General features: G+C 60.3%; 26 protein-coding genes. 15 read left to right on the top strand and 11 right to left on the bottom strand.

The genetic code is table 11. The features are described 5' to 3' along the window. Positions 1–96: 96 nt before the first annotated feature. From ACR0NT_RS05675 to ACR0NT_RS05665, 3 genes are read left to right on the top strand one after another with little or no spacing between them, the layout of a single operon-like run. On the top strand, positions 97–300 hold the full coding sequence (locus ACR0NT_RS05675; RefSeq protein ID WP_170443612.1) for a DUF2061 domain-containing protein: 204 nt from the start codon (positions 97–99) through the stop codon (positions 298–300). Beyond that, positions 293–1,165 carry a fatty acid desaturase gene (locus tag ACR0NT_RS05670; protein WP_170671777.1) on the top strand — a complete coding sequence of 291 codons (873 nt, stop codon included), beginning with the start codon at positions 293–295 and terminating at the stop codon, positions 1,163–1,165. Before ACR0NT_RS05675 ends, ACR0NT_RS05670 begins: the two co-directional genes overlap by 8 nt. Positions 1,166–1,186: 21 nt before the next feature. Then, the gene (locus tag ACR0NT_RS05665; protein WP_170443615.1) at positions 1,187–2,089 is read left to right on the top strand and encodes an EamA family transporter; all 903 of its coding nucleotides are present in this window, start codon (positions 1,187–1,189) and stop codon (positions 2,087–2,089) included. A 54-nt stretch (positions 2,090–2,143) separates the two neighbouring features. Here the strand turns inward: ACR0NT_RS05665 and ACR0NT_RS05660 are convergent, their stop codons facing one another. The 3 genes from ACR0NT_RS05660 to ACR0NT_RS05650 all read right to left on the bottom strand — a co-directional run bounded on the left by ACR0NT_RS05660 (position 2,144) and on the right by ACR0NT_RS05650 (position 6,247). Further along, positions 2,144–3,499: a DEAD/DEAH box helicase gene (locus ACR0NT_RS05660; RefSeq protein ID WP_170671775.1), complete on the bottom strand. Its 1,356-nt coding sequence runs from the start codon at positions 3,497–3,499 to the stop codon at positions 2,144–2,146. 186 nt (positions 3,500–3,685) lie between these two features. Further along, on the bottom strand, positions 3,686–4,621 hold the full coding sequence (locus ACR0NT_RS05655) for a glycosyltransferase family 2 protein (RefSeq protein ID WP_480442718.1): 936 nt from the start codon (positions 4,619–4,621) through the stop codon (positions 3,686–3,688). 21 nt (positions 4,622–4,642) lie between these two features. Further along, positions 4,643–6,247, bottom strand: coding sequence for a peptide chain release factor 3 (locus ACR0NT_RS05650; protein WP_170671773.1), 1,605 nt, complete (start codon positions 6,245–6,247; stop codon positions 4,643–4,645). A gap of 109 nt (positions 6,248–6,356) precedes the next feature. Here ACR0NT_RS05650 and ACR0NT_RS05645 point away from each other — a divergent pair, with 109 nt between their 5' ends. From ACR0NT_RS05645 to ACR0NT_RS05610, 8 genes are all read left to right on the top strand, one after another. Further along, positions 6,357–6,719 carry a SnoaL-like domain-containing protein gene (locus tag ACR0NT_RS05645; RefSeq protein WP_170671771.1) on the top strand — a complete coding sequence of 121 codons (363 nt, stop codon included), beginning with the start codon at positions 6,357–6,359 and terminating at the stop codon, positions 6,717–6,719. Positions 6,720–6,788: 69 nt separating this feature from the next. After that, positions 6,789–7,568, top strand: a complete 780-nt coding sequence (locus tag ACR0NT_RS05640; protein ID WP_170671769.1) for an SDR family oxidoreductase — start codon at positions 6,789–6,791, stop codon at positions 7,566–7,568. A 2-nt stretch (positions 7,569–7,570) separates the two neighbouring features. Next, positions 7,571–8,683 carry a hypothetical protein gene (locus ACR0NT_RS05635; protein ID WP_170671767.1) on the top strand — a complete coding sequence of 371 codons (1,113 nt, stop codon included), beginning with the start codon at positions 7,571–7,573 and terminating at the stop codon, positions 8,681–8,683. Positions 8,684–8,785: 102 nt separating this feature from the next. Then, positions 8,786–9,832, top strand: coding sequence for a methyltransferase domain-containing protein (locus tag ACR0NT_RS05630; RefSeq protein ID WP_170671765.1), 1,047 nt, complete (start codon positions 8,786–8,788; stop codon positions 9,830–9,832). 46 nt (positions 9,833–9,878) lie between these two features. Further along, the gene (locus tag ACR0NT_RS05625) at positions 9,879–11,000 is read left to right on the top strand and encodes an ABC transporter ATP-binding protein (RefSeq protein WP_170671763.1); all 1,122 of its coding nucleotides are present in this window, start codon (positions 9,879–9,881) and stop codon (positions 10,998–11,000) included. Between the two features lie 121 nt (positions 11,001–11,121). After that, on the top strand, positions 11,122–11,904 hold the full coding sequence (surE, locus tag ACR0NT_RS05620) for a 5'/3'-nucleotidase SurE (protein WP_170443633.1): 783 nt from the start codon (positions 11,122–11,124) through the stop codon (positions 11,902–11,904). Continuing rightward, positions 11,901–12,551, top strand: a complete 651-nt coding sequence (locus ACR0NT_RS05615) for a protein-L-isoaspartate(D-aspartate) O-methyltransferase (RefSeq protein ID WP_170671761.1) — start codon at positions 11,901–11,903, stop codon at positions 12,549–12,551. Before surE ends, ACR0NT_RS05615 begins: the two co-directional genes overlap by 4 nt. 63 nt (positions 12,552–12,614) lie before the next feature. Then, a complete protein-coding gene (locus tag ACR0NT_RS05610) occupies positions 12,615–13,781 on the top strand; it encodes a peptidoglycan DD-metalloendopeptidase family protein (protein WP_170443637.1) in 1,167 nt (388 codons plus the stop codon). Between the two features lie 61 nt (positions 13,782–13,842). On the opposite strand, the gene ACR0NT_RS05605 is transcribed toward ACR0NT_RS05610, so the two are convergent. Both ACR0NT_RS05605 and ACR0NT_RS05600 read right to left on the bottom strand, forming a co-directional pair. After that, positions 13,843–14,514: a helix-turn-helix transcriptional regulator gene (locus ACR0NT_RS05605; RefSeq protein WP_170443639.1), complete on the bottom strand. Its 672-nt coding sequence runs from the start codon at positions 14,512–14,514 to the stop codon at positions 13,843–13,845. A 21-nt stretch (positions 14,515–14,535) separates the two neighbouring features. Then, positions 14,536–14,841, bottom strand: a complete 306-nt coding sequence (locus tag ACR0NT_RS05600) for a hypothetical protein (protein WP_170443641.1) — start codon at positions 14,839–14,841, stop codon at positions 14,536–14,538. Between the two features lie 219 nt (positions 14,842–15,060). On the opposite strand from ACR0NT_RS05600, the gene ACR0NT_RS05595 reads away from it, so the two are divergent. The 4 genes from ACR0NT_RS05595 to ACR0NT_RS05580 all read left to right on the top strand — a co-directional run bounded on the left by ACR0NT_RS05595 (position 15,061) and on the right by ACR0NT_RS05580 (position 17,576). Then, positions 15,061–15,276 (top strand): twin-arginine translocase TatA/TatE family subunit, encoded by a 216-nt coding sequence (locus tag ACR0NT_RS05595; RefSeq protein WP_170671759.1) that lies wholly within the window; start codon positions 15,061–15,063, stop codon positions 15,274–15,276. Between the two features lie 6 nt (positions 15,277–15,282). Then, the gene (gene tatB / locus ACR0NT_RS05590; protein ID WP_170671757.1) at positions 15,283–15,741 is read left to right on the top strand and encodes a Sec-independent protein translocase protein TatB; all 459 of its coding nucleotides are present in this window, start codon (positions 15,283–15,285) and stop codon (positions 15,739–15,741) included. After that, the gene (tatC, locus tag ACR0NT_RS05585; RefSeq protein WP_170443645.1) at positions 15,738–16,616 is read left to right on the top strand and encodes a twin-arginine translocase subunit TatC; all 879 of its coding nucleotides are present in this window, start codon (positions 15,738–15,740) and stop codon (positions 16,614–16,616) included. Before tatB ends, tatC begins: the two co-directional genes overlap by 4 nt. Before the next feature lie 117 nt (positions 16,617–16,733). Further along, positions 16,734–17,576 (top strand): ATP-binding protein, encoded by an 843-nt coding sequence (locus tag ACR0NT_RS05580; RefSeq protein WP_170443647.1) that lies wholly within the window; start codon positions 16,734–16,736, stop codon positions 17,574–17,576. 62 nt (positions 17,577–17,638) lie between these two features. Here ACR0NT_RS05580 and ACR0NT_RS05575 read toward each other — a convergent pair whose 3' ends face one another. From ACR0NT_RS05575 to ACR0NT_RS05550, 6 genes are all read right to left on the bottom strand, one after another. Further along, entirely contained in the window at positions 17,639–18,283 is a 645-nt protein-coding gene (locus ACR0NT_RS05575; RefSeq protein WP_170443649.1) for an SDR family NAD(P)-dependent oxidoreductase, read from the bottom strand. 41 nt (positions 18,284–18,324) lie between these two features. After that, the gene (locus ACR0NT_RS05570) at positions 18,325–18,573 is read right to left on the bottom strand and encodes a hypothetical protein (RefSeq protein ID WP_170443651.1); all 249 of its coding nucleotides are present in this window, start codon (positions 18,571–18,573) and stop codon (positions 18,325–18,327) included. A gap of 266 nt (positions 18,574–18,839) precedes the next feature. Further along, positions 18,840–20,363 (bottom strand): amidophosphoribosyltransferase, encoded by a 1,524-nt coding sequence (gene purF / locus ACR0NT_RS05565; protein ID WP_170671755.1) that lies wholly within the window; start codon positions 20,361–20,363, stop codon positions 18,840–18,842. Positions 20,364–20,994: 631 nt separating this feature from the next. Next, a complete protein-coding gene (locus ACR0NT_RS05560; RefSeq protein ID WP_170443655.1) occupies positions 20,995–21,609 on the bottom strand; it encodes a CvpA family protein in 615 nt (204 codons plus the stop codon). A gap of 41 nt (positions 21,610–21,650) precedes the next feature. After that, on the bottom strand, positions 21,651–23,012 hold the full coding sequence (gene radA, locus ACR0NT_RS05555) for a DNA repair protein RadA (protein WP_170443657.1): 1,362 nt from the start codon (positions 23,010–23,012) through the stop codon (positions 21,651–21,653). Positions 23,013–23,133: 121 nt separating this feature from the next. After that, positions 23,134–23,793 carry a DNA repair protein gene (locus ACR0NT_RS05550; protein ID WP_480442711.1) on the bottom strand — a complete coding sequence of 220 codons (660 nt, stop codon included), beginning with the start codon at positions 23,791–23,793 and terminating at the stop codon, positions 23,134–23,136. Positions 23,794–23,882 lie beyond the last annotated feature (89 nt).

The following is a 23,882-nucleotide window of genomic DNA, read 5'->3' as shown; positions in this document are numbered from 1 at the left end:
TATCACAGATGATGAATTTTGTTAATCATATTCAGAATTTTCAACGAACGCGCCGACCCGTAATTTTAAAGACATAACAATAATATGGGTGACGGAATGGAGACACGACGAAGATCAGTCGTGAAGGCTGTGCTGTGGAATGTGATGGGACTGATCGTGATGACGCTGGTGGGACTGCTGGCCACCGGGTCGGCTGCGATTGGCGGCACGCTGGCGATTGTGAATACGGCCATCGGCCTGACCATGTATGTGATTTACGAACGTATCTGGGCGGGAATCTCGTGGGGCCGCAATGTCTAGGCCCGCACAGCCAGAGTGGGGCACTTTGGCCCTGATCGCGGTGTGTTACGGTGCGTGGCTGGCGGTGGCGTTCCTGATGCCGCTGTGGTTGGCGGTTCCGGCGATGGCGGTTGTGGCCGCGCTGCATTCTTCACTCACACATGAGGCGCTGCATGGTCATCCGTTCCGCACCAAGTGGCTGAACGAGGCGTTGATGGCGCTGCCGTTGACCCTGTTCATCCCGTATCAGCGGTTCCGCGACCTGCACCTGGCGCATCACCGGGACGAGACGTTGACCGACCCCTATGACGACCCCGAATCCAACTATCTGGACCCGCAGGTGTGGGGTACCTTGCCCGCTTGGCAACGGCGGTTGCTGAGTGTGAACAATACGCTGCTGGGACGGATCGTGTTGGGGCCGACCCTCGGGCAAATTGCGTTCATGCGCAACGAGTTACGCGGTGGACGGGATGTTCTGCGGGCCTGGGCGCTGCATCTGCCCGGAGTTGCGGCGGTGTTGTGGATTGTGGCCCAATCCCAGATGCCGATCTGGGCCTATGTGCTGTCGGCCTACCTTGGATTGGGGCTGGTCAAAATCCGCACCTTTCTGGAACACCGTGCGCATGAAAACTCCGGTGCCCGCACGGTGATCATCGAAGATCGCGGCCCGCTGGCTTTTCTGTTTCTGAACAACAACCTGCACGTCGTTCATCACATGAACCCCAGCGCGCCGTGGTATCGGCTGCCCGCCCTCTATCGCGCTGGAAAGGATCGGTATCAGGACCGGAATGAGGCCTATGTCTATCGCTCTTATGCGCAGATTTTCCGCGCGTATTTCCTGCGGGCAAAAGATCCGGTGGTGCATCCTCTCTGGCCAAAGGGTTGATTTCACGACACAAGGGACGCCATGAGTTTGTGGATTCCCGTCACCATCGCCGCCGCGTCCTTCCAGACCGTGCGGTTCATGCTGCAAAAATCGCTCAGCACCGTAAAGCTGACCGCGGCAGGCGCGACCTTTGCCCGGTTCGCCTATTCCCTGCCGCTGGCGCTGCTGGGGCTGTTTGTGGCGCTGCAGGCGACCGGGTTCAGCCTGCCGCCTCTGACAGCTAAGTTCTTTCTGTTCGCCGTCATCGGAGGAACGGCGCAGATTTTGGCCACCATCTGTGTGGTGGCCCTGTTCAAGCAACGCAACTTTGCCGTCGGTATAACCTTCAAGAAGACCGAGGTAATCCAGACCGCCATTGTCGGGTTCCTGGTGCTGGGTGATCAGGTCTCGGCCGGGGCGCTGGTGGCAATTTTCCTTGGTCTGCTGGCGGTGCTGCTGCTGTCGAAATCACCCGGAGGCGACGGGGCGTGGTGGAAGCACCTGACCAACCGTGCCTCGCGGCTTGGGCTGGGATCGGGGGTGCTGTTTGCCTTCTCCTCAGTCAGCTATCGCGGGGCATCGCTGGAGCTGGGCGATATCGACGCTTGGTTCCGCGCGCTGGTGACGCTGGCCGTGGTGGTGACGTTTCAGTTTCTCAGCATGGGTATTTGGTTGCTGTGGCGTGACCGCGCCGAGTTGGTTGCCGTGTGGCAGACCCGCCGGACCAGCGTGTTTGTCGGCCTGACCAGCCTGTGCGGCTCGTTCTGCTGGTTTCTGGCCTTCACGCTGCAGAATGCGGCCTATGTCAAGGCGCTCGGGCAGGTCGAGCTGCTGCTCAGCCTGTTCGCATCACTCTTGTTTTTTCGTGAAACCATCACCCGGCGCGAGATCGCCGGGATGACGTTGCTTGGTGTTTCTATTCTGGCGCTGGTGCTGGCAATTTAGGTCGTGTTTGATTTCTAGGTCACAGAAGAACCAGTTCTATGCAATCAAACCCGACTAGCCAGCGCGGCGCTCGTCAAAGCTCAGCGCGATGAAGCTGGGCAGGTGATCGCCCATGCCCACAACGGCGGGGCCACTGTCGTCGCGGCGACCACGGCCGCGCGGTTCCTTGTCCTTCTTGCGGTCGGGCTTTTTGTCAGTCTTTTTCTCGTCCGACGGCTTTGCCCTTTTCTCGCGCTTGGGGGCTTCGTCCCTCGGCTCTTCCTTCACGGGGTTGTCGAGCCGCGGGATGTCCTTCTGGATCAGTTTCTCAATCGCATCCAAGGCCTTTTCGTCACGGCCCGAGCAGATGGTGATCGCCTTGCCCTCGCGCCCGGCGCGACCGGTGCGGCCGATGCGGTGGACATAGTCCTCGGCATGGCCGGGGACGTCGAAGTTGAACACGTGGCTGACCGACGGAATGTCCAATCCGCGCGCGGCCACGTCCGAGGCGACCAAGAGGCGCAATGAGCCATCGCGGAATCCGTCCAGCGTCTTCATCCGCTGAGACTGGTCCAGATCGCCGTGGATGGCGGCGGCGTTATAGCCGTATTTCTTCAGCGATTTCGCGCAGATATCTACATCGGTCTTGCGGTTGCAGAAAATGATCGCGTTGGTGCATTTGTCGCCCTCAGCGTCGATCAGCGCGCGCAGAACCTTGCGCTTGGCGCTGGCTTCACGGTCACGGCGACCGCCTTTGAACATGACGACGCGCTGTTCGATGGTCTCGGATGCCGTTGCCTGACGGGCAACTTCAATCCGGGCAGGGGCGGACAGGAACGTGTCGGTGATCCGCTCAATCTCGGACGCCATGGTGGCCGAGAAGAACAGGGTCTGACGCGTGAATGGCGTCAGCGAGAAGATGCGCTCGATATCGGGGATAAAGCCCATATCCAGCATCCGGTCGGCCTCGTCCACCACCATGATCTGAACGCCGGTCAGCAACAGCTTACCGCGCTCGAAATGGTCCAGCAGACGGCCCGGAGTGGCGATCAGCACGTCAACGCCACGGTCGATCAGGGCGTCCTGTTCCTTGAAGCTGACGCCGCCGATCAACAGCGCCTTGGTCAGTTTCACATTTTTGGCGTATGTGTCGAAATTTTCGGCCACCTGCGCGGCCAGCTCCCGCGTCGGGCACAAGACCAGCGAACGCGGCATCCGCGCACGGGCGCGGCCACGGGCCAGCAGCGTGATCATCGGCAGGGTAAAGCTTGCGGTCTTGCCAGTGCCGGTCTGGGCGATGCCCAGAACATCCTTGCCCTCAAGCGCAGGCGGTATCGCACCGGCCTGGATCGGGGTGGGGGTTTCGTATCCGGCTTCCTCAATGGCTTTGAGGACCTTCGGGTTCAGGTTCAGTTCGTTAAATTTTGTCATGTATGTCCGGTTCATGCGGACACTAGACCTGGCCCGCGCGTCAGAGGTTTGCCGGGCCCGGATGGCCATACGCGTCATTGCGCAATTTCGGCTTGAGGGGGGACATAACAAAAACGTTGGTCGGGGTCAAATGAAGACCCCTTTAGGGTTTTTCGCGCTCAGGTGGTGCGGATTTTTCGCAACAATTCAGACACTTCCGGGAAAGTGTTTCCCGAGTTTTTCATCCAGTTCCAGCGGTCGGTGCCGGATCATGCCGTGGTCTTCCAGCCGGGCGCGCGCCTCGGGGTCGGCGCCGCTTATCTCTTCGAAAAATGCGCGCAGGCCGTCCGGGCCTTCTTCTGCTTCGATCCAGCTGAGCAATTCGTTCATATTCAAGCCGCCAAGCTCGCGCGGAACATTAGGGGACATGCCGGGCTGGTATGACCCGTGTTCCATTCGGAACCGGTAATGCGCCAAAAAGTGTTCCCAATCGGGGGCGTGACGGTGGCATAGCTCCAGCCCGGGTAGCTCGAATTTGCAGGGCAAAAGCGCCCTGTTTTGAAACAGATTATGGATGCGAAAGCTCAGGTTCTTCATTCCAGTGCGGACAAACAGTTTGCCCTGCACGTGACTGAGGAACCCACCAAGAACGAAGCCGCCATAGTTGGGGTAAATCGACTGCACCAGTCCCTCGCGGTCGGGGCCGCTTGGGATATGCGCCTTGTAGGTATCATCGCCGCTCGACAACGCTTCGACCGGACGAATACGGACCGCTTGGGTTTCGGACGGAACGGATTGCAACTGATCCCGGATGGGGTTTGAGGACCACAGAAATTCGTCCACATCGATATGGGCCAGCCAGTCCAGATCGGTGTTGCGATACGTAAAAGATGCGTTCGCGGTTTGGCGGGTTTGGTGCCGGTCGGGCCTTTCGCGCTGGCGGTAAGCCCAGAACTCGTCATCGCAATTGCGGACTTCGACCTTCGGATGCCGGTTCAGCGTGTTGAACGCCTTGGGATTGGGTTCGTCCAGATAGATATGCATCCGGTCGACCCCGAGATCGAGGTGATAGGCCACAAAGCGCAGGATGTCCGGGGCAGGGCCCCGAACCGTCGAAACAGTACCCCAGGTCGGGTTATCCACCAATTTCGGCCTGCAGGCAGGTCACGTCATCATTTCCTTGGTCGCGGTCAGGTTCAGCGCCGGGTAGTCGCGGACGACCCGGTCGATGTCCCATTGCAGGCGGGTCAGGTAAACGATGTCGCCGTCATGGTCATGGGCAATGTGCTGCTTGTTGGCGTTGACGAATTTCTCGACCTCGGCCTTGTCGCCGCTGACCCAGCGGGCCGAGGTGAACTGAGACGCCTCAAACCGCACGGGCAAGCCGTATTCCATCTCAATCCGGCTGGCGAGCACTTCGAATTGCAGCGCACCGACGACGCCGACGATAAAGCCCGACCCGATCGAGGGTTTGAACACCTTGGCCGCGCCTTCCTCGGCAAATTGCATCAGAGCCTTTTCCAGGTGCTTGGCTTTCAACGGATCTGCCGCGCGAACAGTTTGCAGCAGTTCCGGCGCGAAAGAGGGGATACCGGTCACGCGTAGCGCCTCGCCCTCGGTCAGCGTATCGCCGATGCGCAGTTGCCCGTGGTTGGGGATGCCGATGATGTCACCGGCCCAGGCCTCTTCGGCCAGTTCACGGTCGGACGCCAGAAACAGAACGGGGTTCGAGATCGCCATCGGTTTTTTCGACCGCACATGGGTCAGCTTCATGCCGCGCTTGAAATGGCCCGAGGCCATGCGGACAAACGCCACCCGGTCGCGGTGCTTGGGGTCCATGTTGGCCTGAACCTTGAAGACAAACCCGGCAACCTTCTTTTCATCGGGCGCGATCTGACGCGGTTCCGCCGACTGAACCTGGGGCTGCGGGCCGTAAGCGCCGATGCCTTCCATCAGTTCCTTGACGCCGAAGGAATTAATCGCCGAGCCGAACCAGATCGGGGTCATGTGCCCTTCAAGCACCGCCTGCGGGTCGAGGGCAGGCAGCAATTCGCGCGCCATCTCAACCTCTTCCAGAAGCTTGTCCAGCAGGTGTTCGGGCACGTGTTCGGCCAGCTTCGGGTCGTCGAGACCATTGATCTGGATGCTCTCAGCCACCTTGTTGCGGTCTGCGCGGTCCATAAGTTCCAACCGGTCGCGCAGCATGTCGTAGCAGCCGATGAAATCGCGGCCCACGCCAATCGGCCACGCGGCGGGGGTGACGTCGATGGCCAGCATTTCCTGAATTTCGTCGATGATCTCGAACGTATCGCGGCTTTCGCGGTCCATCTTGTTACAGAAGGTCAGGATCGGCAGATCGCGCAGGCGGCAAACCTCGAACAGTTTCTGCGTCTGGCTTTCCACACCTTTCGCGCCGTCGATCACCATCACGGCGGCGTCTACGGCGGTCAGCGTGCGATAGGTGTCTTCCGAGAAATCGCTGTGACCGGGCGTGTCCACCAGATTGAACCGGAAATTCCCATAGTCGAACGACATCGCCGAGGCGGACACCGAGATACCGCGATCCTTCTCCATCTGCATGAAGTCTGACCGCGTGCGCCGCGCCTCACCCTTGGCGCGCACCTGACCGGCCATCTGAATCGCGCCCCCGTACAACAGGAACTTTTCAGTCAGCGTCGTCTTGCCCGCATCGGGGTGCGAGATGATGGCGAATGTCCGGCGCCGGGCGATCTCGGGCGGCAATGCGGGTTGGTTCGAGGTATCAAGCATATTCGCGCGTATAGGCGGGGAAACCCGCCGAGGCAAGACAAAGGGGGTGGTTCGAATCATGTCCCTATGGCAATAAGAACATATAGTGAACAAATAGTGGAGTGGACCAATGAATTTGAAAGAGATTGCCGACGAACTGGTCGCAGGCTGCCGCGAGGATCGGGCGAAGGAAAATCTGGATAAGCTTTATGCGTCGGATGCTGTCTCGGTCGAGGCAGTGGATTATTCGGGTATGGGCCAGGAAGTGCAGGGCCGCGACGCGATCCGTGGCAAGCATGAGTGGTGGGAAGGCGCGCATGAGGTTTCGAGCGCAACGGTCAGCGACCCGTACCTGCATGGCGACGACCGTTTTGCCGTGATCTTCGAGGTTCAGGGCAAGGTGAAGGAAAGTGGTGAGAGCTTTGATATGCGCGAGGTGGGCGTTTATCACGTTGCCGATGGCAAGATCGTCCGCGAGGAGTTCTTTTACTGAGGCAGCCTGAATTCTGGTCTTCCTTGCGGGGCCGGTGCTAGATGTGTGGCAAGGACAGGGAGGATCAGAATGGATTTGGGAATTCGCGGAAAACGCGCTCTGGTCTGCGCCAGTAGCAAAGGTCTGGGGTTGGGCTGTGCCGAGGCTTTGGCCGCGGCGGGTGTCGATCTGGTAATGAACGCCCGCGGCGCCGAGGCGTTGGAGGCCGAAGCAGCCCGCTTGCGATCCGAACACGGCGTGGATGTGCGGACGGTGGCCTGTGATGTGACTTCAACCGAGGGACGGGTGCAGGTTGTCAACGCGGCACAGGGCGTTGATATTCTTGTGACAAATGCTGGTGGCCCACCTCCGGGAATTTGGTCCGACTGGGAGCGTGACGATTTCATCAAGGCGCTGGACGCCAACATGCTGACACCGATCGCCTTCATGAAGGCGCTGTTGCCGGGGATGATCGACAAGGGCTGGGGGCGTGTGGTGAACATCACCTCGCAATCCGTACGTGCGCCAATCGCGGTGTTGGGTCTGTCGAACGCGGCCCGCACCGGGCTGACCGGTTATGTGGCTGGAACCTCGCGGCAAGTGGCACCGCATGGCGTGACGATCAACAACCTGCTGCCGGGTATTCATGCCACCGACCGCGCGGATTCGCTGGATGGCGGTGTCGCAGCGCAGCAAGGGATATCCATTGACGAAGCGCGCGCGCAGCGTGCAGCGACAATTCCGGCGCGGCGCTATGGGTCGCGGCGGGAATTCGGCGCAACCTGTGCGTTCCTGTGTTCGCAGCATGCGGGCTTCATTGTCGGTCAGAACATCCTGCTGGACGGCGGCGCGACCAATTTAACGATGTGACCATGGCCGAAAACTTTTCCTTGAAAGACCAGCTGTTTAACGCAGAAAAGACCCGCTATCTGGCGGGGCTTTTTGCCGGGGCTGACCCGACCTTTGATGCTGAGGCATTTGTGGGGCTGGTGATGTCCCGCCTGTTGGAGCTTGAGCTCAAGGAACGCATGGCCTGGATCGCCGAATGTTTGCAGCAAACCGTGCCCGGTGATTTGCCAGACATCGCGCCGACCCTGTTGCGCGCTTTGCCACCACCGCTGGATCCCGGCAAGACAGATGACGATTTCGGCGATTTCATCTTTGCGCCTCTGGGCGATTGGGTGGTCAATGTCGGGCTGGACCATCCCGATCTGGCGCTGGATGTGTTGGAAGACTTGACCCAGCGGTTTTCGATGGAATGGGCGATCCGCCCGTTTTTGAACCAACACCAGGATCATGTTCTGGCGCGGATGGAACTCTGGTGTGGGCACGACAGTTACCACGTGCGCCGTCTGGTCAGTGAAGGCACTCGGCCACGGCTGCCGTGGGGGCAGGCGGTGGGGCTTAACATGACCGACCCGCTGCCCTTGCTGGACAGGCTGCATGGCGACCCGACGCGCTATGTCACGCGGTCGGTGGCGAACCATCTGAATGACATTACCAAGAAGGATCCCGAACTGGTGCTGGATCGGCTGCAGGTCTGGGCCTCGGCTGGGCAACAGAGGCAGGACGAACTGCGCTGGATGACGTCTCATACCCTGCGGGGGCTGGTGAAGTCCGGCCACTCGGGGGCCATGAAGATGCTGGGATATGATCCAGATGCCAAAGTCACTGCGGATGTTCAGGTGAACGGTGACGCCCGGATCGGTGAGGCGCTGGAATTCGAGGTGACCTTGAAGGGGGCCGGGGATCAGCCGGTATTGGTGGATTATATCATTCACTTTCAAAGGCCTGGGGGGAAGACCTCAGCCAAGGTGCATAAGCTGAAACAGGCCGCTCTACAGGATGGCACGCTGAAGCTGAGCAAGAAACACAAGCTGAAAGGCAATGCGACCACGTTCAAACTGGTTCCCGGCGCGCATCGGCTTGAAATTCAGGTGAACGGGCGGGTGCGCGCTGGTGTTGATTTCGATCTGCTGGGGTAGCTCGGCACTCTCACGCTTTCGTCAATTCTGAAATGCCCGGATTGCACCGGGGTCTGCGCTGTATTAGCTGCGGTGCAGCCAGTGAGAAAAAGGATAGCCGCGATGAAGCATGAAGCTGTGCAGAATTACTATGGCGAGGTCCTGCAAGGCAGCGCCGACTTGCAAACCAATGCGTGCTGCACGCCCGATGACATGCCGGATCATGTCAAAAAGATTCTCTCGAAAATTCATGATGATGTGCTGACCCGTTACTATGGCTGCGGCCTGATCGCGCCGCTGGATCTGGAGGGGATGAGCATCCTCGATCTAGGCTGCGGTGCGGGCCGCGACGTCTATGCCCTGTCTGCGATGGTGGGCGAAAAGGGCCGAGTGGTTGGTGTCGACATGACGCCCGAGCAGTTGGACGTCGCCCGCGCGCATCAGGATTATCACGCGCAAGCGTTCGGCCATGCGGCCAGCAACGTGGAATTCCATCACGGCTATATCGAAAAGCTGGATGAACTGGACCTTGAACCCGGGTCCTTCGACATCATCGTTTCGAACTGCGTGATCAATCTGGCCACCGACAAAGAGGCCGTTTTGCGGGGCGCACATCGTCTTTTGAAAGAGGGCGGTGAGATGTATTTCTCGGACGTCTACGCCGACCGCCGCATTCCGCAGGCAATGGCAGAAGACGAGGTGCTGTATGGCGAATGCCTGTCAGGTGCGCTCTATTGGAACGATTTCCTGTCGATCTCGCGCAAGGCGGGTTTCGGCGATCCGCGCCGCGTCACACACCGTCCGCTGACCATCGAAAACCCAGTGTTGGAAGAGCGTGTCGCGCCGCTGAAATTCCTTTCGGCTACGTACCGGCTGTTCAAGCTTTCCGAACTGGAACCGGCGTGTGAGGATTATGGCCAGGCGGTGATCTACAAAGGCACCATCCCCAACGCGCTGCATCTGTTCGAACTTGACGACCACCACGCGATTCAAGCCGATAAGGTCTTTCCGGTCTGCGGCAACACATGGAAGATGCTGAAAGATACCCGTTTTGCCCGGCATTTCGACTTCATCGGCGATTTCTCGACCCATTACGGCATCTTTGAAGGCTGCGGCGGTGAAAGCCCGTTCGAAGCGAACGGCGAAGCCACTTCGGGCGGGTGCTGCTGATCCCTTGCGCCTGACGGGCGGGGTTGCTATCCCCGCCTAAAGCCCGATGAATTTGATCGGGAAAAGGCAATGGGGTCCATCGGTGACAGTTGACGCAACTCCTCCTCGTCTGGAAATCCGCAATCTGATCGCCCGGTACGAGGGGCGGGTTGTTGTGGACAACGTCTCGCTGACCGTTGAAGCGGGGAAGGTGACCTGTTTGCTGGGGCCGTCGGGCTGCGGCAAGTCGACCACGCTGCGCATGATCGCTGGGGTCGAGATGCAGGAATCCGGCGAAATCTATGTCGACGGCAAGCTGATCTGTGACACGGTGTTCCGCGTGCCGCCCGAGCGTCGCGAGATCGGCCTGATGTTTCAGGACTTTGCCCTGTTCCCGCATCTGAACGTGGCCGACAACGTGGCCTTTGGCCTGAAGGGTCACAAAGAGGAAAAGCGCACGCGGGTCGAAGAACTGCTGCGCAAGGTCGATCTGATCCATTTCATCGACAAGTTCCCGCACCACCTGTCGGGGGGGGAGCAGCAACGTGTGGCTTTGGCGCGCGCGCTGGCGCCGCGTCCGCGTATCATGCTGATGGATGAGCCGTTCTCGGGCCTCGACAACCGGTTGCGCGACGGTATCCGCGATGAGACGCTGGCGATCCTCAAGGAAGAAGACGCCGCCGTCGTGCTGGTGACGCACGAGCCCGAAGAGGCGATGCGCATGGCCGATGAGATCGCCTTGATGCGCCGCGGCAAGATCGTTCAGCAAGGCGCACCGTACAATGTTTATACCCGTCCGGTCGACAAGGCCGCAGTGGCATTTTTCAGCGATATCAACGTGTTACGCGGCAGAGTTGAGGGCGCGCTGACGAAAACACCATTTGGTCAGTTCCTGGCGCCGGGGGTCCCCGATGGCACGGATGTCGAGATCGTTTTCCGGCCTCAGCATGTCCGGCTGGATTTTGACCGCAATGGCAAAGGGCCACTGCCCACGGTAACCGACGGGGTCGCCGCCCGCGGAGTGGTCGAGCGGGCGCGGTTTCTGGGCAATGAAAGCCTGGTGGAGTTTCGGATGGACCATGACGGCTCGGTCCTGAAGGCCACCGTGCCGAATGTCTTTGTGCCCAATCCGGGGCGGGTCATGTGGCTGACCGTGCGCCGGGATCGGTGCTTTGTTTTCCCGGATTAGGGTCTGAACCCACAGTTTTGCCCCAAGTGGTGCGCGAAAGCCGCAGATTGCAGGTTCGCTTTGCTTGCCGCCGCGCGGGGGCGGGTCTATCAAGGTCAAAACGCAGCGGTGGATGGGGCATATGCGTATTCTTCTGACCAATGACGACGGCATCAACGCGCCGGGTCTGATCGCCCTGGAAGCGATCGCGGCCGATCTGGCCGGACCGGACGGAGAAGTCTGGGTCGTCGCCCCCGCCTTTGAACAGTCGGGCGTCGGCCATTGCATCAGCTATACCCACCCGATGATGGTCGCCAAGCTGGGCGAGCGTCGCTTTGCCGCCGAGGGCTCTCCTGCCGATTGTGTGTTGGCCGGGCTGCATGACGTCATGAAAGACGCGCGACCCGATCTGGTGTTGTCGGGGGTGAACCGGGGCAACAACTCGGCCGAAAATACACTCTATTCCGGCACAGTCGGCGGCGCGATGGAGGCAGCACTGCAGGGTATCCCGGCGATTGCGCTGTCGCAGTATTTCGGCCCGCGCAATCTGGGGCTGGACGATCCGTTCGAGGCCGCAACCCGGTTTGGCGCCGATCTGGTGCGGAAAATCCTGGATGCCACCCCGGTAGAGCAGGGCGATTACCGCTTGTTTTACAACGTGAATTTCCCCCCGGTACCCGCAGATGAGGTGCTGGGCACGCGGGTTGCTCCGCAGGGCTATCGCCGCGACACTCATTTCTCGGTAGAACCGCACAGCTCGCCTTCGGGGCGGCGGTTCCTGTGGATCAAGGGTGGCTACCAGCACAACCCGACCGCGCCGGGCACGGATGCGGCGGTCAATCTGGCGGGCTATATCTCGGTCACGCCGATGCGGGCCGATCTGACAGCGCATGATGCGCTTGAGGCACTGAAGACAATCGAATGACCGGACTGGATCCCGAAACGAAAATGCAGTTCCTGTTCGCCCTGCGGTCGCGGGGTGTAACGGATGCGCGCGTATTGGCGGCGATGGAGCAGGTCGACCGGGGCCGGTTCGTCAAGGGCCTGTTTGCCGAGCGCGCCTATGAGGATACGCCTCTGCCGATTGCCTGCGGGCAGACGATCAGCCAGCCGTCGGTCGTGGGGCTGATGACACAGGCGCTTGAGGTCACTCCGCGGGATACGGTGCTCGAGGTCGGAACCGGCTCGGGCTATCAGGCGGCGATCCTGTCTAAGCTGGCGCGCCGGGTCTATACGGTGGAACGCCACAAGCGTCTGGTGCGCGAAACCGGGGCGCTGTTTCGCGAGTTGGGGCTGACCAATGTCACCACGATGTTGTCGGATGGGTCCTTCGGTTTGTCCGAGCAGGCCCCGTTTGATCGAATCATTGTGACCGCTGCGGCAGAAGACCCGCCCGGACCGCTCTTGGCGCAGCTTAAAATCGGCGGTATCATGGTGTTGCCGGTGGGACAGTCGGATGCGGTTCAGACCCTGATCCGGGTCCGGCGTACCGAAACCGGTTTGGACTATGACGAATTGTTGCCCGTTCGTTTCGTGCCCCTTTTGGAGGGGCTTGGCAGGGACGGGGCGTAACTAGATATTCTGCAATATGCGCCGGAACCCCGGAGAACAGGGGCAGGCGTTGAGGACAGTAAGATGAGAGCAGTTTCCAAATCAGCGATGCTCCGCTGTGCGACAGGGGTGGCGGCCGTGGCGTTCCTCGCCGGGTGCGAAGGTCCGCTCGACTATGATCTGCGGGGCAATGTGGGTGGTTTTACGACCGCAGATGCCGCGCAATCCGCGACCACCAACCGTCCGACCCCGGACGCGCGGGGGGTGATTAGCTATCCGAACTACCAGGTTGCCGTCGCACGCCGGGGGGACACGGTCAATGATGTGGCCGCACGTATCGGCCTGCCTGCGGGTGAATTGGCAAGGTTCAACGGGTTGCAACCCGATGACCAACTGCGCGATGGCGAAGTAATCGCATTGCCGCGCACGGTTGCAGCCGGCAGTACCGTGGATATCGCCACAATTGCCGGGACGGCCATTGATGAGGCACCGGCGGACGGTTCGGTTCGGACATCGACGCTGGAACCCGCGCAACCCGCTGCGGCGCCTGCGCCGACGCCGCCTGCGGCCTCGGGGCCTGAGCCGATCCGTCACAAGGTCAAACGGGGTGAGACGGCCTTTACCATCTCGCGCCTATACGATGTTCCGGTCAACGCACTGGCCGAGTGGAACGGGTTGGATTCGGACTTTACCGTGCGGGAAGATCAGTTCCTGCTGATCCCGATCAAGAACCAGCCTGCGCCGCAACAGGCCGCTGTGCCGGCCACCAACGTGACGCAACCGGGGCAGGGGTCGCCGACACCGACACCGCCAAGCGCGACGCAGCCTCTGCCGGACGAGCAGGTCGCCCCGGCCGTACCAGCGCCTGACGTAACCGCAGAGGCGCCGACCAGCCAGAGCAACTCGGCCCTTGGGTTACCTGTCACCGGGACGATCATCCGGACCTATGAGAAGGGCAAGAACGAAGGAATCGATATTGCCGGGGCACCTGGCTCTGCCGTAAAGGCGGCCGAGGCCGGGACCGTTGCAGCCATCACCGCAGATGCCGATCAGGTGCCGATCATCGTGATCAAGCACAACAGCGACCTTTTGACCGTTTATGCGAATGTCGACAAAGCCAGTGTCAAAAAAGGCGACCGGGTGCGCCGTGGTCAGCAGATCGCATCCTTGAGGGGCGGGGATAACTCCTATGTCCATTTCGAGGTACGGAAAGGGTTTGAGTCGGTTGATCCCGAACCTTACCTGAAGTGACGGAAATGGCCCGTTCCGGGCCATGCCTCCGGCGGGAGTATTTGGGAAAAGATGAAGTCGGTCAGGCGTGCGGGTCGAAGTCGTCCAGGCGCTTGCCGGGTTCGTCCGCGAAAATTTCGGGCAATGGCTCGACCGCCTCGATCAGGTCGATGCGGAAGACTCGAAAGCCTTCGCGCAACTCGCACCAAGCAGTGAGGGTCCAGACGCGGCCCCAGTATTCCATGTGCAAGGGGCGTATGGTGCGGTCTGTCAGAACGCCGTCGATGCGGCGATAGGTCAGGCGCAGTTTCTGGCGGGATTTGATGGCGGCCCGGATCGGGGCCATATGCGCCAGCCCCCGTGCCGCGTCGGCAAAGGGGTAAACGGCGAATTTCCATGTATCGGCCTCGGCCACGACCTGAGTCGGTAGCACCGCGTCGATCTTGTCGGCCAGTGACTCGGCCGCTGCTTTCAGGTCAGGGTCGGCGGCCTCGGCCACGATGGCCATGCCGAGGTTCAGTGCTTCCAACTCTGAGGGAGTCAGGTTCAGCGGGGGCAGGGTGATCTGCTCGCGGACCATGTAGCCGACGCCGCGTTCGCCCTCGACCGGAACGCCGGACGCGGCCAGCGTATCCATGTCGCGGTAGATCGTGCGAACCGAGACCTCGAGCCGATCCGCGATGTCCTGCGCGCGGTGCAGTTTGCCGTCGCGCAGGATCTGGATGATATCGAACAGGCGATCCGTGCGGCGCATGTCACGCCGTCCGAACCGCGTCTAGGCGGTCATGTTCCATTGAACGTTCTCATGGCGCATCTGGATGCTTTCAGGGTTGATGGCGGCCATCAAATTCGCGCAGAAGTCCTGTTGCGGGAATTGCGCGGCGGCATCCTTGGCGGCTTTCATATCGGTCCAGACGACATAGTCAGTCCAGCGGCCATCCTCTCCGTGGCTCAGTTGCCGATGGGCAAAGCCCGGCGCCGAGCGGACAAACGCCTCGGAGGTCTGGCTGAGTTTCACGAACTCTTCTGGCGAGGTGCCATTAGCAAGGGTGAAGGTGACGATTTCTGCAACATGGGTCATGTGAATCTCCGTTGACCAGGTTTCGATGCCCTCTTCCTAGCCACCAACAACTGACATAAACCTGTCAGTTAAGGAAGGCCAGCCCGTAAAAAACGTACGATCCGTTCACAATTCGGCGCGGAATTGATTTGCGTCACTTTTGCGTACGGCCCTGCAGGCGTAGACACGGGGCCAGACAACATTCCCGGCGCGCGGCGCCGACGTACAAGGAGAAGAGACATGCTCAACAATATCGGCCTTCCCGGTCTTCTGCTGATCGCCGTCGTGGTGCTGGTGCTATTTGGCCGCGGCAAAATCAGTTCTCTGATGGGCGAAGTGGGTAAGGGCATCACCTCGTTTAAAAAGGGTGTTCGCGAAGGCGCGGACGAACTGGAGCAGGACGCCGCCGAAGTGGCCAAGGACGTCACCCCCGAGACCGACAAAGACAAGGCCTAAGTCCAGATGTTTGATCTGGGCTGGACCGAGCTTCTGGTCATCGGCGTTGTTGCCCTGATCGTTGTGGGACCAAAGGACCTGCCGGTGCTGTTCCGCAATGTCGGCCGCTTTGTCGGCAAGGCCCGTGGCATGGCGCGTGAGTTTTCCAGCGCCATGAACGAGGCGGCCGATCAGGCGGGCGTGAACGAGATCAAGAAGGGTCTCAACGCGGCCACCAACCCGGTTGGTACCGCCATGGACGGCGTGAAAGAGGCCGCACAGGATCTGGCGAAAAGCATCGACCCGACCAAGTTCGACCCCGACAGCGAAACCGGCAAGCTGGCCGCTGAACGGGCTGAACAGGCCAAGAAGATTCAGGCCTCGACCGCGCGGGCCGCTGCTGATCGCAAGGCCAAAGAAGCTGCTGACGCGCTGGCCAAGGCTGAAGAGGCCGAAGCCGCGCTGAAAACCGAAAGCAAGACATGACCAAAACCGACGAGATCGAGGACAGCTCGGCCCCATTGATCGAGCACCTGGCGGAACTGCGCACGCGGTTGATTCACTGCGTCGTGGCGTTCTTGGTCGGGATGATCATCTGCTTCACGGTGGCCACGCCCCTCTTTAATTTCCTGACTAACCCCCTGTGCAATGTTCTGGCTGAGCGTGGGCAGGATTGCGGGCTGATCTTCATCTCGCCGCAGGAAGGCTTCTTTGTCGCCATCAAGGTCTCGTTGCTGGGCGGCTTCATCCTGGCCTTTCCTTACATCGGCATGCAGATGTGGCGGTTTGTGGCGCCGGGCTTGTATAAGTCGGAAAAGAACGCGTTCCTGCCATTCATGCTGGCCTCGCCCTTCATGTTCCTGCTGGGCGCAAGCTTTGCCTTCTACGTGGTCACGCCGCTGGCCTATGACTTCTTCCTTGGCTTCCAGCAATTCGGTGCCGAAGGTGAGGCTGTGACCGATAGCGCAACAGCGGCACCGCTGAGCGTGGTGTTCCAGGGTTCGGCGCAGGAATATCTGAACCTGACGATCAAGTTCATCGTGGCCTTTGGCCTGTGCTTCCAGCTGCCGGTTCTGCTGACCCTGATGGGTAAGGCCGGACTGGTCACTGCCGAAGGGCTGGGCTCGGTACGCAAATACGCCGTGGTCGCCATTCTGGTGCTGGCTGCACTGGTGACACCGCCGGACGTGATCACTCAGATCATTCTCTTTGTGGTGGTCTACGGGCTCTATGAGGTGTCGATCTTCCTCGTCGCACGCGTCGAGAAAAAGCGCGAAGAGCAACTGCGCGCTGATGGCTATTATGACGACGAAGAAGAAGAGGCCGACGAAGAGATCGTGCTGGAAGAAGACGGCAAGTAATCCTGTCGGTTGCTAACAATCGGGCGCGTCCTTCGGGGCGCGCCTTTTTCGTGCCGCGCTCTTGTTGTGCCGGGCGGAACATGGTTTGAACCCCGCAAGACAAGACCGGAGGCCTCAATGGACGATCAAGCCCTGAACCGTATCGCCGACGCGCTGGAACGTATGGCGCCAGCTCCTCTGGCCGCCCCCGATTTCGGGGCTGCCCCGGCCTTTGTCTGGCATGTGGAGCCGGATCGGCTGGAGCCGGTCACGCAGGTCAACCGGGTCGATCTGGACCTGCTGGTCGGAATCAACCGGTCCCGTGATACGTTGCTGGACAATACGCGTCGGTTCGCAGCCGGCTTCAAGGCCAACAACGCCCTGCTTTGGGGCGCGCGCGGGATGGGTAAATCCAGCCTCGTCAAAGCGGTGCATGGCACGCTACAGGCGGACTTTCCGGACCTGAAACTGGTGGAACTGCAGCGCGAGGACATGGGCTCGGTCGCGCGCCTGCTGAACCATCTGCGCGCCGCGCCGCACCGGTTTATCCTGTTCTGTGATGACCTGTCCTTCAGCCACGATGACCAGCACTATAAATCGCTCAAGGCGGTGCTGGACGGTGGCATTGAAGGCCGCCCGGAAAACGTCGTCTTCTACGCCACCTCGAACCGCCGCCACCTGATGCCGCGGGACATGATCGAGAACGAGCGTTCAAGCGCCATCAACCCGTCCGAGGCGGTCGAAGAAAAGGTCTCGCTGTCCGACCGGTTCGGGCTGTGGCTGGGCTTCCATCCCTGTGATCAGGATGAATATCTGGCCATGATCGACCGCTATTGCGCGGCCCACGGTGTCTCAATTACACCCGAGACCCTGCGCGCCGAAGCCATCGAATGGCAGGCCACACGCGGCGCACGTTCGGGCCGCGTGGCGTGGCAATTCTTCGTCGATCTGGCCGGGCGCAACGGCGTGCATATCGCGTAAACCCGCGCGCTTCATCTTTTCCCAAATACTTCCGCCGGAGGCATGGCCCAAAGGGCCATTCCCTACAGCAGTGCCAAAATGCGCGCGGCCTCATCTGCTGTGCTGGTCAGCACATCACGATCCTCGCCGGGGTGGAAACGAGCGCGTACGGCCGTTGGCATCGGCGCAGGCTCGACAATTGTCACGCGCGGACCGGTGCGTTCGGTCTCAAGCGCCCAGCTGCGTGCCAGCGCCATCTGCGCCGCCTTGGTCGCGCCATAGATGCCATAGAATTTCTCGCCCGCTTTCGGGTCATCGAAAAACACGGCATGTCCGGCCTCGCCCAGCAGGGGGGCGATGTAGGGGATCAGGACCGACGTGGCAGTGGCATTGGTGTTGACGGCCTTGGTCCATTCCTTGGGATCGACGAAATGCGTGGGCGTCAGCGCCGAGGTGTGGACTGCCGTGTGAAGCCACAGATCGACCTTGCCCCAGCGATCATGGATGCCCCGGCACAAGGTGGCCATGGCGTTCGGATCGGCGATGTCCATAGGGGCAAGCGTGGCTGCGCCGCCTTTGGCGCGGATGCGGTCATCCAGCTCTTCCAGCCCGCCGGTGGTGCGGGCAACGGCGACGATGTGATATTCGGGTGCCAGCGCCTCGGCCAGGGCGGCGCCCAACCCACGAGAGGCCCCGGTGACGAGGGCAATTTTGGTCTGATCGGTCATAACAGCGGTTTGAACCCCTGCGCGCAGGGCGTCAAGCCAGTTTAACTGCCGGGTATGGCGATCCGTTTGGTCTGGCCGCTTTGTCGCAGCATCACACCCTCGTCATCAATGGCGACCACGGTGCCTGAGGATACCCGGCTGCCAGGCTTGACCTCTTTCACTCGGCCAGACGACATGCGCACCAGCGCGCGCATATCCGACTTTGGCCCGAAGACCCCCAGCACGGACACGGAACTTTTGTTCAGCGCACCCTTTTGTGTGGCCACGCTTTTGACGGTTGCGTTCGACATGAATTCCGACCCGGCCGTGGTGGCCCAGCCCCTTGTTTTGAGTGGTTGGCAGTCGGCGGCCTAGCAAACCGGACCACAGAGTTAAACCCCGGCTCAGGGTCACGAGACCGACAGGGTCCTCGACTCGGGCGAAGCCCTTGCGATTGCAAATTCTTCATCGGAGGGTTGTGCGCGAAAACCCACTCATGCGCCTGAGAGCCAGACAGAAAAAGACCCGCATCACCAAAGCTGTGCGGGTCAAAAACTGTATTGATTCGAGTCCGGACTTATCCCGAAGCCAGTTTCGCGCTGTTCCACGAACCGCCGGGCACCTGCATGTCCTCGCGCTTTTTGCTGACGCGGCTGCTGTTTTCGAGGCTGTCCAGATAATCGTCGCTGACACTACCGGTGATGTAGTTGCCGTCAAAGCAGGAACAGTCGAAGGCCTCGATCTCGGGGTTGCCTTCCTTGGCGGACCAGATCAGGTCGTCGAGGTTCTGATAGAACAGAGCATCGGCGCCCAGTTCCTGCCGGATCTCTTCGACCTCTTTGCCATTGGCGATCAATTCATGCTTGGTGGGCATGTCGATGCCATAGACATTGGGGAATTTCACCGGCGGAGAGGCGCTGGCAATGAACACCTTCTTGGCTCCGGCCTCACGGCACATCTGCACGATCTTTTTGATCGTGTTCCCGCGCACGATGGAATCGTCGATCAGCAGTACGTTGTGGCCCTTGAACTCAAGCGGAACGGCGTTCAGCTTGCGGCGCACAGATTTCTGACGCTCTTCCTGACCGGGCATGATGAAAGTCCGACCGACATAGCGGTTCTTGACCAGCCCCTCGCGGTAGGGGATGCCGGTCGCCTTGGCGACCTCAAGCGCGACCGGGCGGGCGCTGTCGGGTACGGGGATGATGCGGTCGATATCCAGACCGGCGGCCTCGATCTGACGGGCCAGTGTCTGGCCCATGCGCATCTGGGTCTTATAGACCGAGACACCGTCCAGCAGCGAATCCGGGCGGGCGAGGTAGACATATTCAAAAATGCACGGCGTCAGTTGCCCTTCGACCGCTTGGAAGGTGTGCATTTTGCCGTCCAGATCGATCAGGATCGCCTCGCCGGGTTTGACGTCGCGCAGCTTGTCAAAGCCGTTGATGCCAAAGGCCACATCTTCCGAGGCAAAGGCATAGTCGTCGCCTTCGCCATCCACATCGCGTTTGGCAACGGACAACGGGCGGATGCCATACGGGTCGCGGAAGGCCAGCATGCCGACACCGGCAACCAGACAGATTACCGAATAGGCGCCCTGAACCCGCTCCATCGTCATCTTCACACCGGCAAAGAGGTTGCGGATCGGCTCGGCATTGCCATTCACCTTGATTGCGTCGGCAACCTTGTCGGCCAGCACGTTCAGCAGAATTTCGGAATCCGAAGTGGTGCGCAGGTGGCGGCTGTATTTTGCGGTGACCTTCTCGCGCTGTTCGGCGGTGTTGGTGATGTTGCCGTTATGGACCAGATAGATGCCATAAGGCGCGTTCACAAAGAAGGGCTGGGCCTCGGACGCACTGAGCGACCCTGCCGTGGGATAGCGCACATGGCCCATGCCGATCTTGCCCAACAGGGTTTCGGCGTCCTGTGCGTTGAACACATCCTTGACCAGACCGTTGGCTTTCTTTTCACGGAAGAATTCATCGTTATAGGTGACGATGCCCGAGGCGTCCTGACCCCGGTGCTGCAGCATCAGCAGCCCGTCATAGATTTCCGCAAAGACATCATGCGTCCTGCTTGCGATCCCCAAAATCCCACACATCTACGGGCTCCAACTTCTACGACGTTTTGACTGGCGATGATGATCTGAACATCTGCATAGGTGTACCTGTACGCCTTGCCGCGATCCCGGCTGCTGGTGCAGACGCGCCTTCGTCACGAGGGCGGGCGCGAAAGTAAACAGGGTCAGCAAGATCGGCGGCTCCGATTCCATGTCAGCTCGGCATCCACATAATGCCTAACGGGGCCTGTGTCATCAAAGGATCACAATTGTCGGTTCCTGCAGGTGTATTTTGCCTGACACGGCATCAAAAGGTGACACGGGCGCAGGCATGTGCTGTCATGGCGAAAGTCATGAGTTTTTTCATAAAACCGGGTTCGATTGGGGCAAAGCCATGTGGCAACACAAGCAAGGAACAAAAAAGGAAGAACCTGTAAAACGCAGGTGCCATAGGTGCCGTGGTATGGGACGCGCGCCTTGTCCGATCTGCAATGGGGCCGGAGAGGTCCTTAAAAGCCGGGATATACTTGGAAAACCCATAATGGGTCGCTGCGAAGGATGTTTTGGCCTGAAAACCATCAGATGCACAGTCTGCGCGGGCGAGGGCTTTGTCAGTTAAAACCTGACGCGCAGACGTAGAAAAAAACGCCCGGACAAAGCCGGGCGTTTTTTCTTATTCGGTGGTGGCCGGTTCGGCTGTATCCGGGGCGGCCGGTTGTTCCGTAGTGTCCGTGCCACCGTTGCAGCTTGCCACAAGCTCTTCATATTGCTGGGTGACCCAGCCCAGAGCCTGTTCGGGGTTCTGTTCTTCGATCCGGTCGCTGAACTGTTCGAACACTTTGGCCGAGCGGCTTTCGTCGACGATCGTATAAGACTGACCGGTCATCACGGTGTCGTAGACAAAGAAAGCAATGGCCACCAACAGGATGCCGCGGGCGATGCCGAAGAAAAGCCCAAGCGCCTGATCCAGCCCGCCGATGGCCGAGCGTTGAACGATCGACGAAAACAGCGGTGTAAAGATGCTGACGACGATCAACGCGATGGCAAAGACGGCGGCAAAACCGGTGATCACCGACAATTCGCAGCTGTCGCGCAGGAAATCTCCGACCACCGGGATTTCTTTTACCAGCGGTACGGCCTGGGGTGCAAAAATGAAGGCCAGAACGGCGGCTGCGACCCAGCCCGCGATGGCCAAAACCTCACGTAAAAAACCGCGTGAATAGGCCAGCAGGCCCGACACGACGATGATCAGGGCAACCACCCCGTCGATTATTGTAAAACCTTCCATGGCCCTCGCCTGTATTTTTTTCAGCCCCTCAAGGCGTTACCTTAACCTGCTCCGAAGGTTTCGCCAACAAACCCCACCAAATCAGAGGGTCGGGTGAGTGTCAGACCTGCCACAGTGCCGGTTTTGCCACCTGCCGGAGCAATTGCCGATGTGAAACCAAGTTTTTGGGCTTCTTTCAACCTGTTTTCGGTCTGCGGGGCGGGTCTAAGTGCCCCGGATAACGAGATTTCTCCGAAAACAACGGTATCTGCGGGCAGGGCTGTGTCTTCGCGGGCACTCAGCAATGCGGCAGCTACCGCAAGGTCGGCTGCGGGTTCGCTGACCTTCAGCCCTCCGGCGACGTTCAGATAGACATCGAGGCCCGCGAAGGGGATACCGCAGCGGGCTTCAAGCACGGCGAGGATCATCGCCAGCCGCCCGCTGTCCCATCCGACAACCGTGCGGCGGGGCTGGGAATGCGGTGAAGGGGCCACAAGTGCCTGTAATTCAACCAAAACAGGGCGGGTGCCTTCGATCCCGGCAAACACGGCCGAACCGGGGCTGGGGGTGCCACGTTCCGACAGGAACAGGGCCGAGGGGTTGGTGACCTGCGCCAGCCCTTTGCCGGTCATTTCGAAAACGCCGATCTCATCAGCCGGGCCAAAGCGATTTTTCACGGCGCGCAGGATGCGGAATTGATGGCCACGCTCGCCTTCGAAATAGAGCACGGTGTCGACCATGTGCTCGACCACGCGGGGGCCTGCGATCTGGCCTTCCTTGGTGACATGGCCGACCATGATGACCGATACGCCGTGTCGTTTCGCAAACGTGGTCAATTCATGCGCTGCGGCCCGAACTTGTGACACTGAGCCGGGGGCGCTGTCCACATTGTCTGCCCACATGGTCTGAATCGAGTCGATGATGGCGAGGCCGGGTTTTTCCGCCTCAAGCGTCGTCAGGATGTTGCGCAGATTGGTTTCGGCCGCCAGTTGCACCGGCGCGTCCTCAAGCCCCAATCGGCGCGCGCGCATCCGCACCTGCGCGCTGGCTTCCTCGCCCGAGACATAGATGGTTTTGACGCCGGCCCGGGAAAACCGCGCCGCGGCCTGCAGCAGAAGGGTGGATTTGCCGATGCCCGGATCTCCGCCCACCAAAAGGGCCGAGGCGGGAACAAGGCCGCCACCCAGCACACGGTCCAGTTCCTCGACCCCGCAGAGGGTTCGGGGTGGAGGCGTTTCCTCGGTGGACAGGTCGCTGAGAGCAATGGACTGGCCGCGTTTTCCACCAAGGGATTTCTTGGCCGGTCCGGCGGATAGGGGAACGTCCTGCGAAATGGTGTTCCATTCACCGCATCCGTCGCAACGCCCGGACCAGCGCGAATGTGTCGCGCCACAGGCCGAGCAGGAGAAAGTCGTCTTTGCCATGCCGCCTTGGTGCCCGAGGACGGGCGGTTCTTCAAGCCCTTGCAGGGCTTTCATCTCCGCCGATGGGGTGCCGCGTCCTCAGGCCCCAAGGGGCCATCGTCCGTGGCGGGCGCTGGCGCGCCTATTCCGCGGCGCGGGGGGGCGACATTGCGATGACGCTGGACGCTTGGGACGTTTTATCCTTGGGCGGTGTCTGCAACTGCGCCGACAGTTCCGGCAGCAGTTCAAACAGCTCGTCACGCAGGCGGGTCAATTGCGACTTGGCAATGGATTCCTCCATCTCGACGTCGCGGGTCCATTGGCGCAGTTCGTTCTGGATTACCTGCGCCTCTTCGATCCGCTTCTGGAACTGTTCGATCTCTTCCTGACGCTGTTGCAGGAACATCCGCGCGCGAGAGATTTTGGCGTTGCCGTAGGTTTGGGCCAGCTCGTGGCTGATCTGGCTCATCTGAGCAGCAAGCTCTAGAATCTCGGGCTCAAGCGTCTGCAGGTCGGGGTGCTGGCGCAAAAAGGCCATCCGCTCTTTGACGGCGTCGAACTCGGACGACATCATGAACAGCCCCTCGCGATCTGCGGCATGGGCCATTTGATAGGCCGAAGATATATCGTGCATGTTCAGCGCGAATTTTCGATGGTTGTTTTCCAGCGCCATCATCCGCGCATTGGCCGGCAGGTAGAACGCCAGCATCAGGATCAGCGCGGTCAGGCCGATCTGAACGTACATCCCGGCGTCGGTTACCGTGCCGTCACCGAACCCGGCCTGAATCGAGAGCCAGGGCAATACACCCAGGGCGGACAGAAGTGTGGCTGAAACGGATAGTAGTGCGGCCGCGCATATCAGAAAAAAGGTCAGTCTCAAAAAGGCATTTT

The organism is Ruegeria sp. AB10 (genome assembly GCF_056542745.1).
Note: the sequence above shows the minus strand (reverse complement) of the source record. Positions and strands in the feature narration are given on the sequence as shown.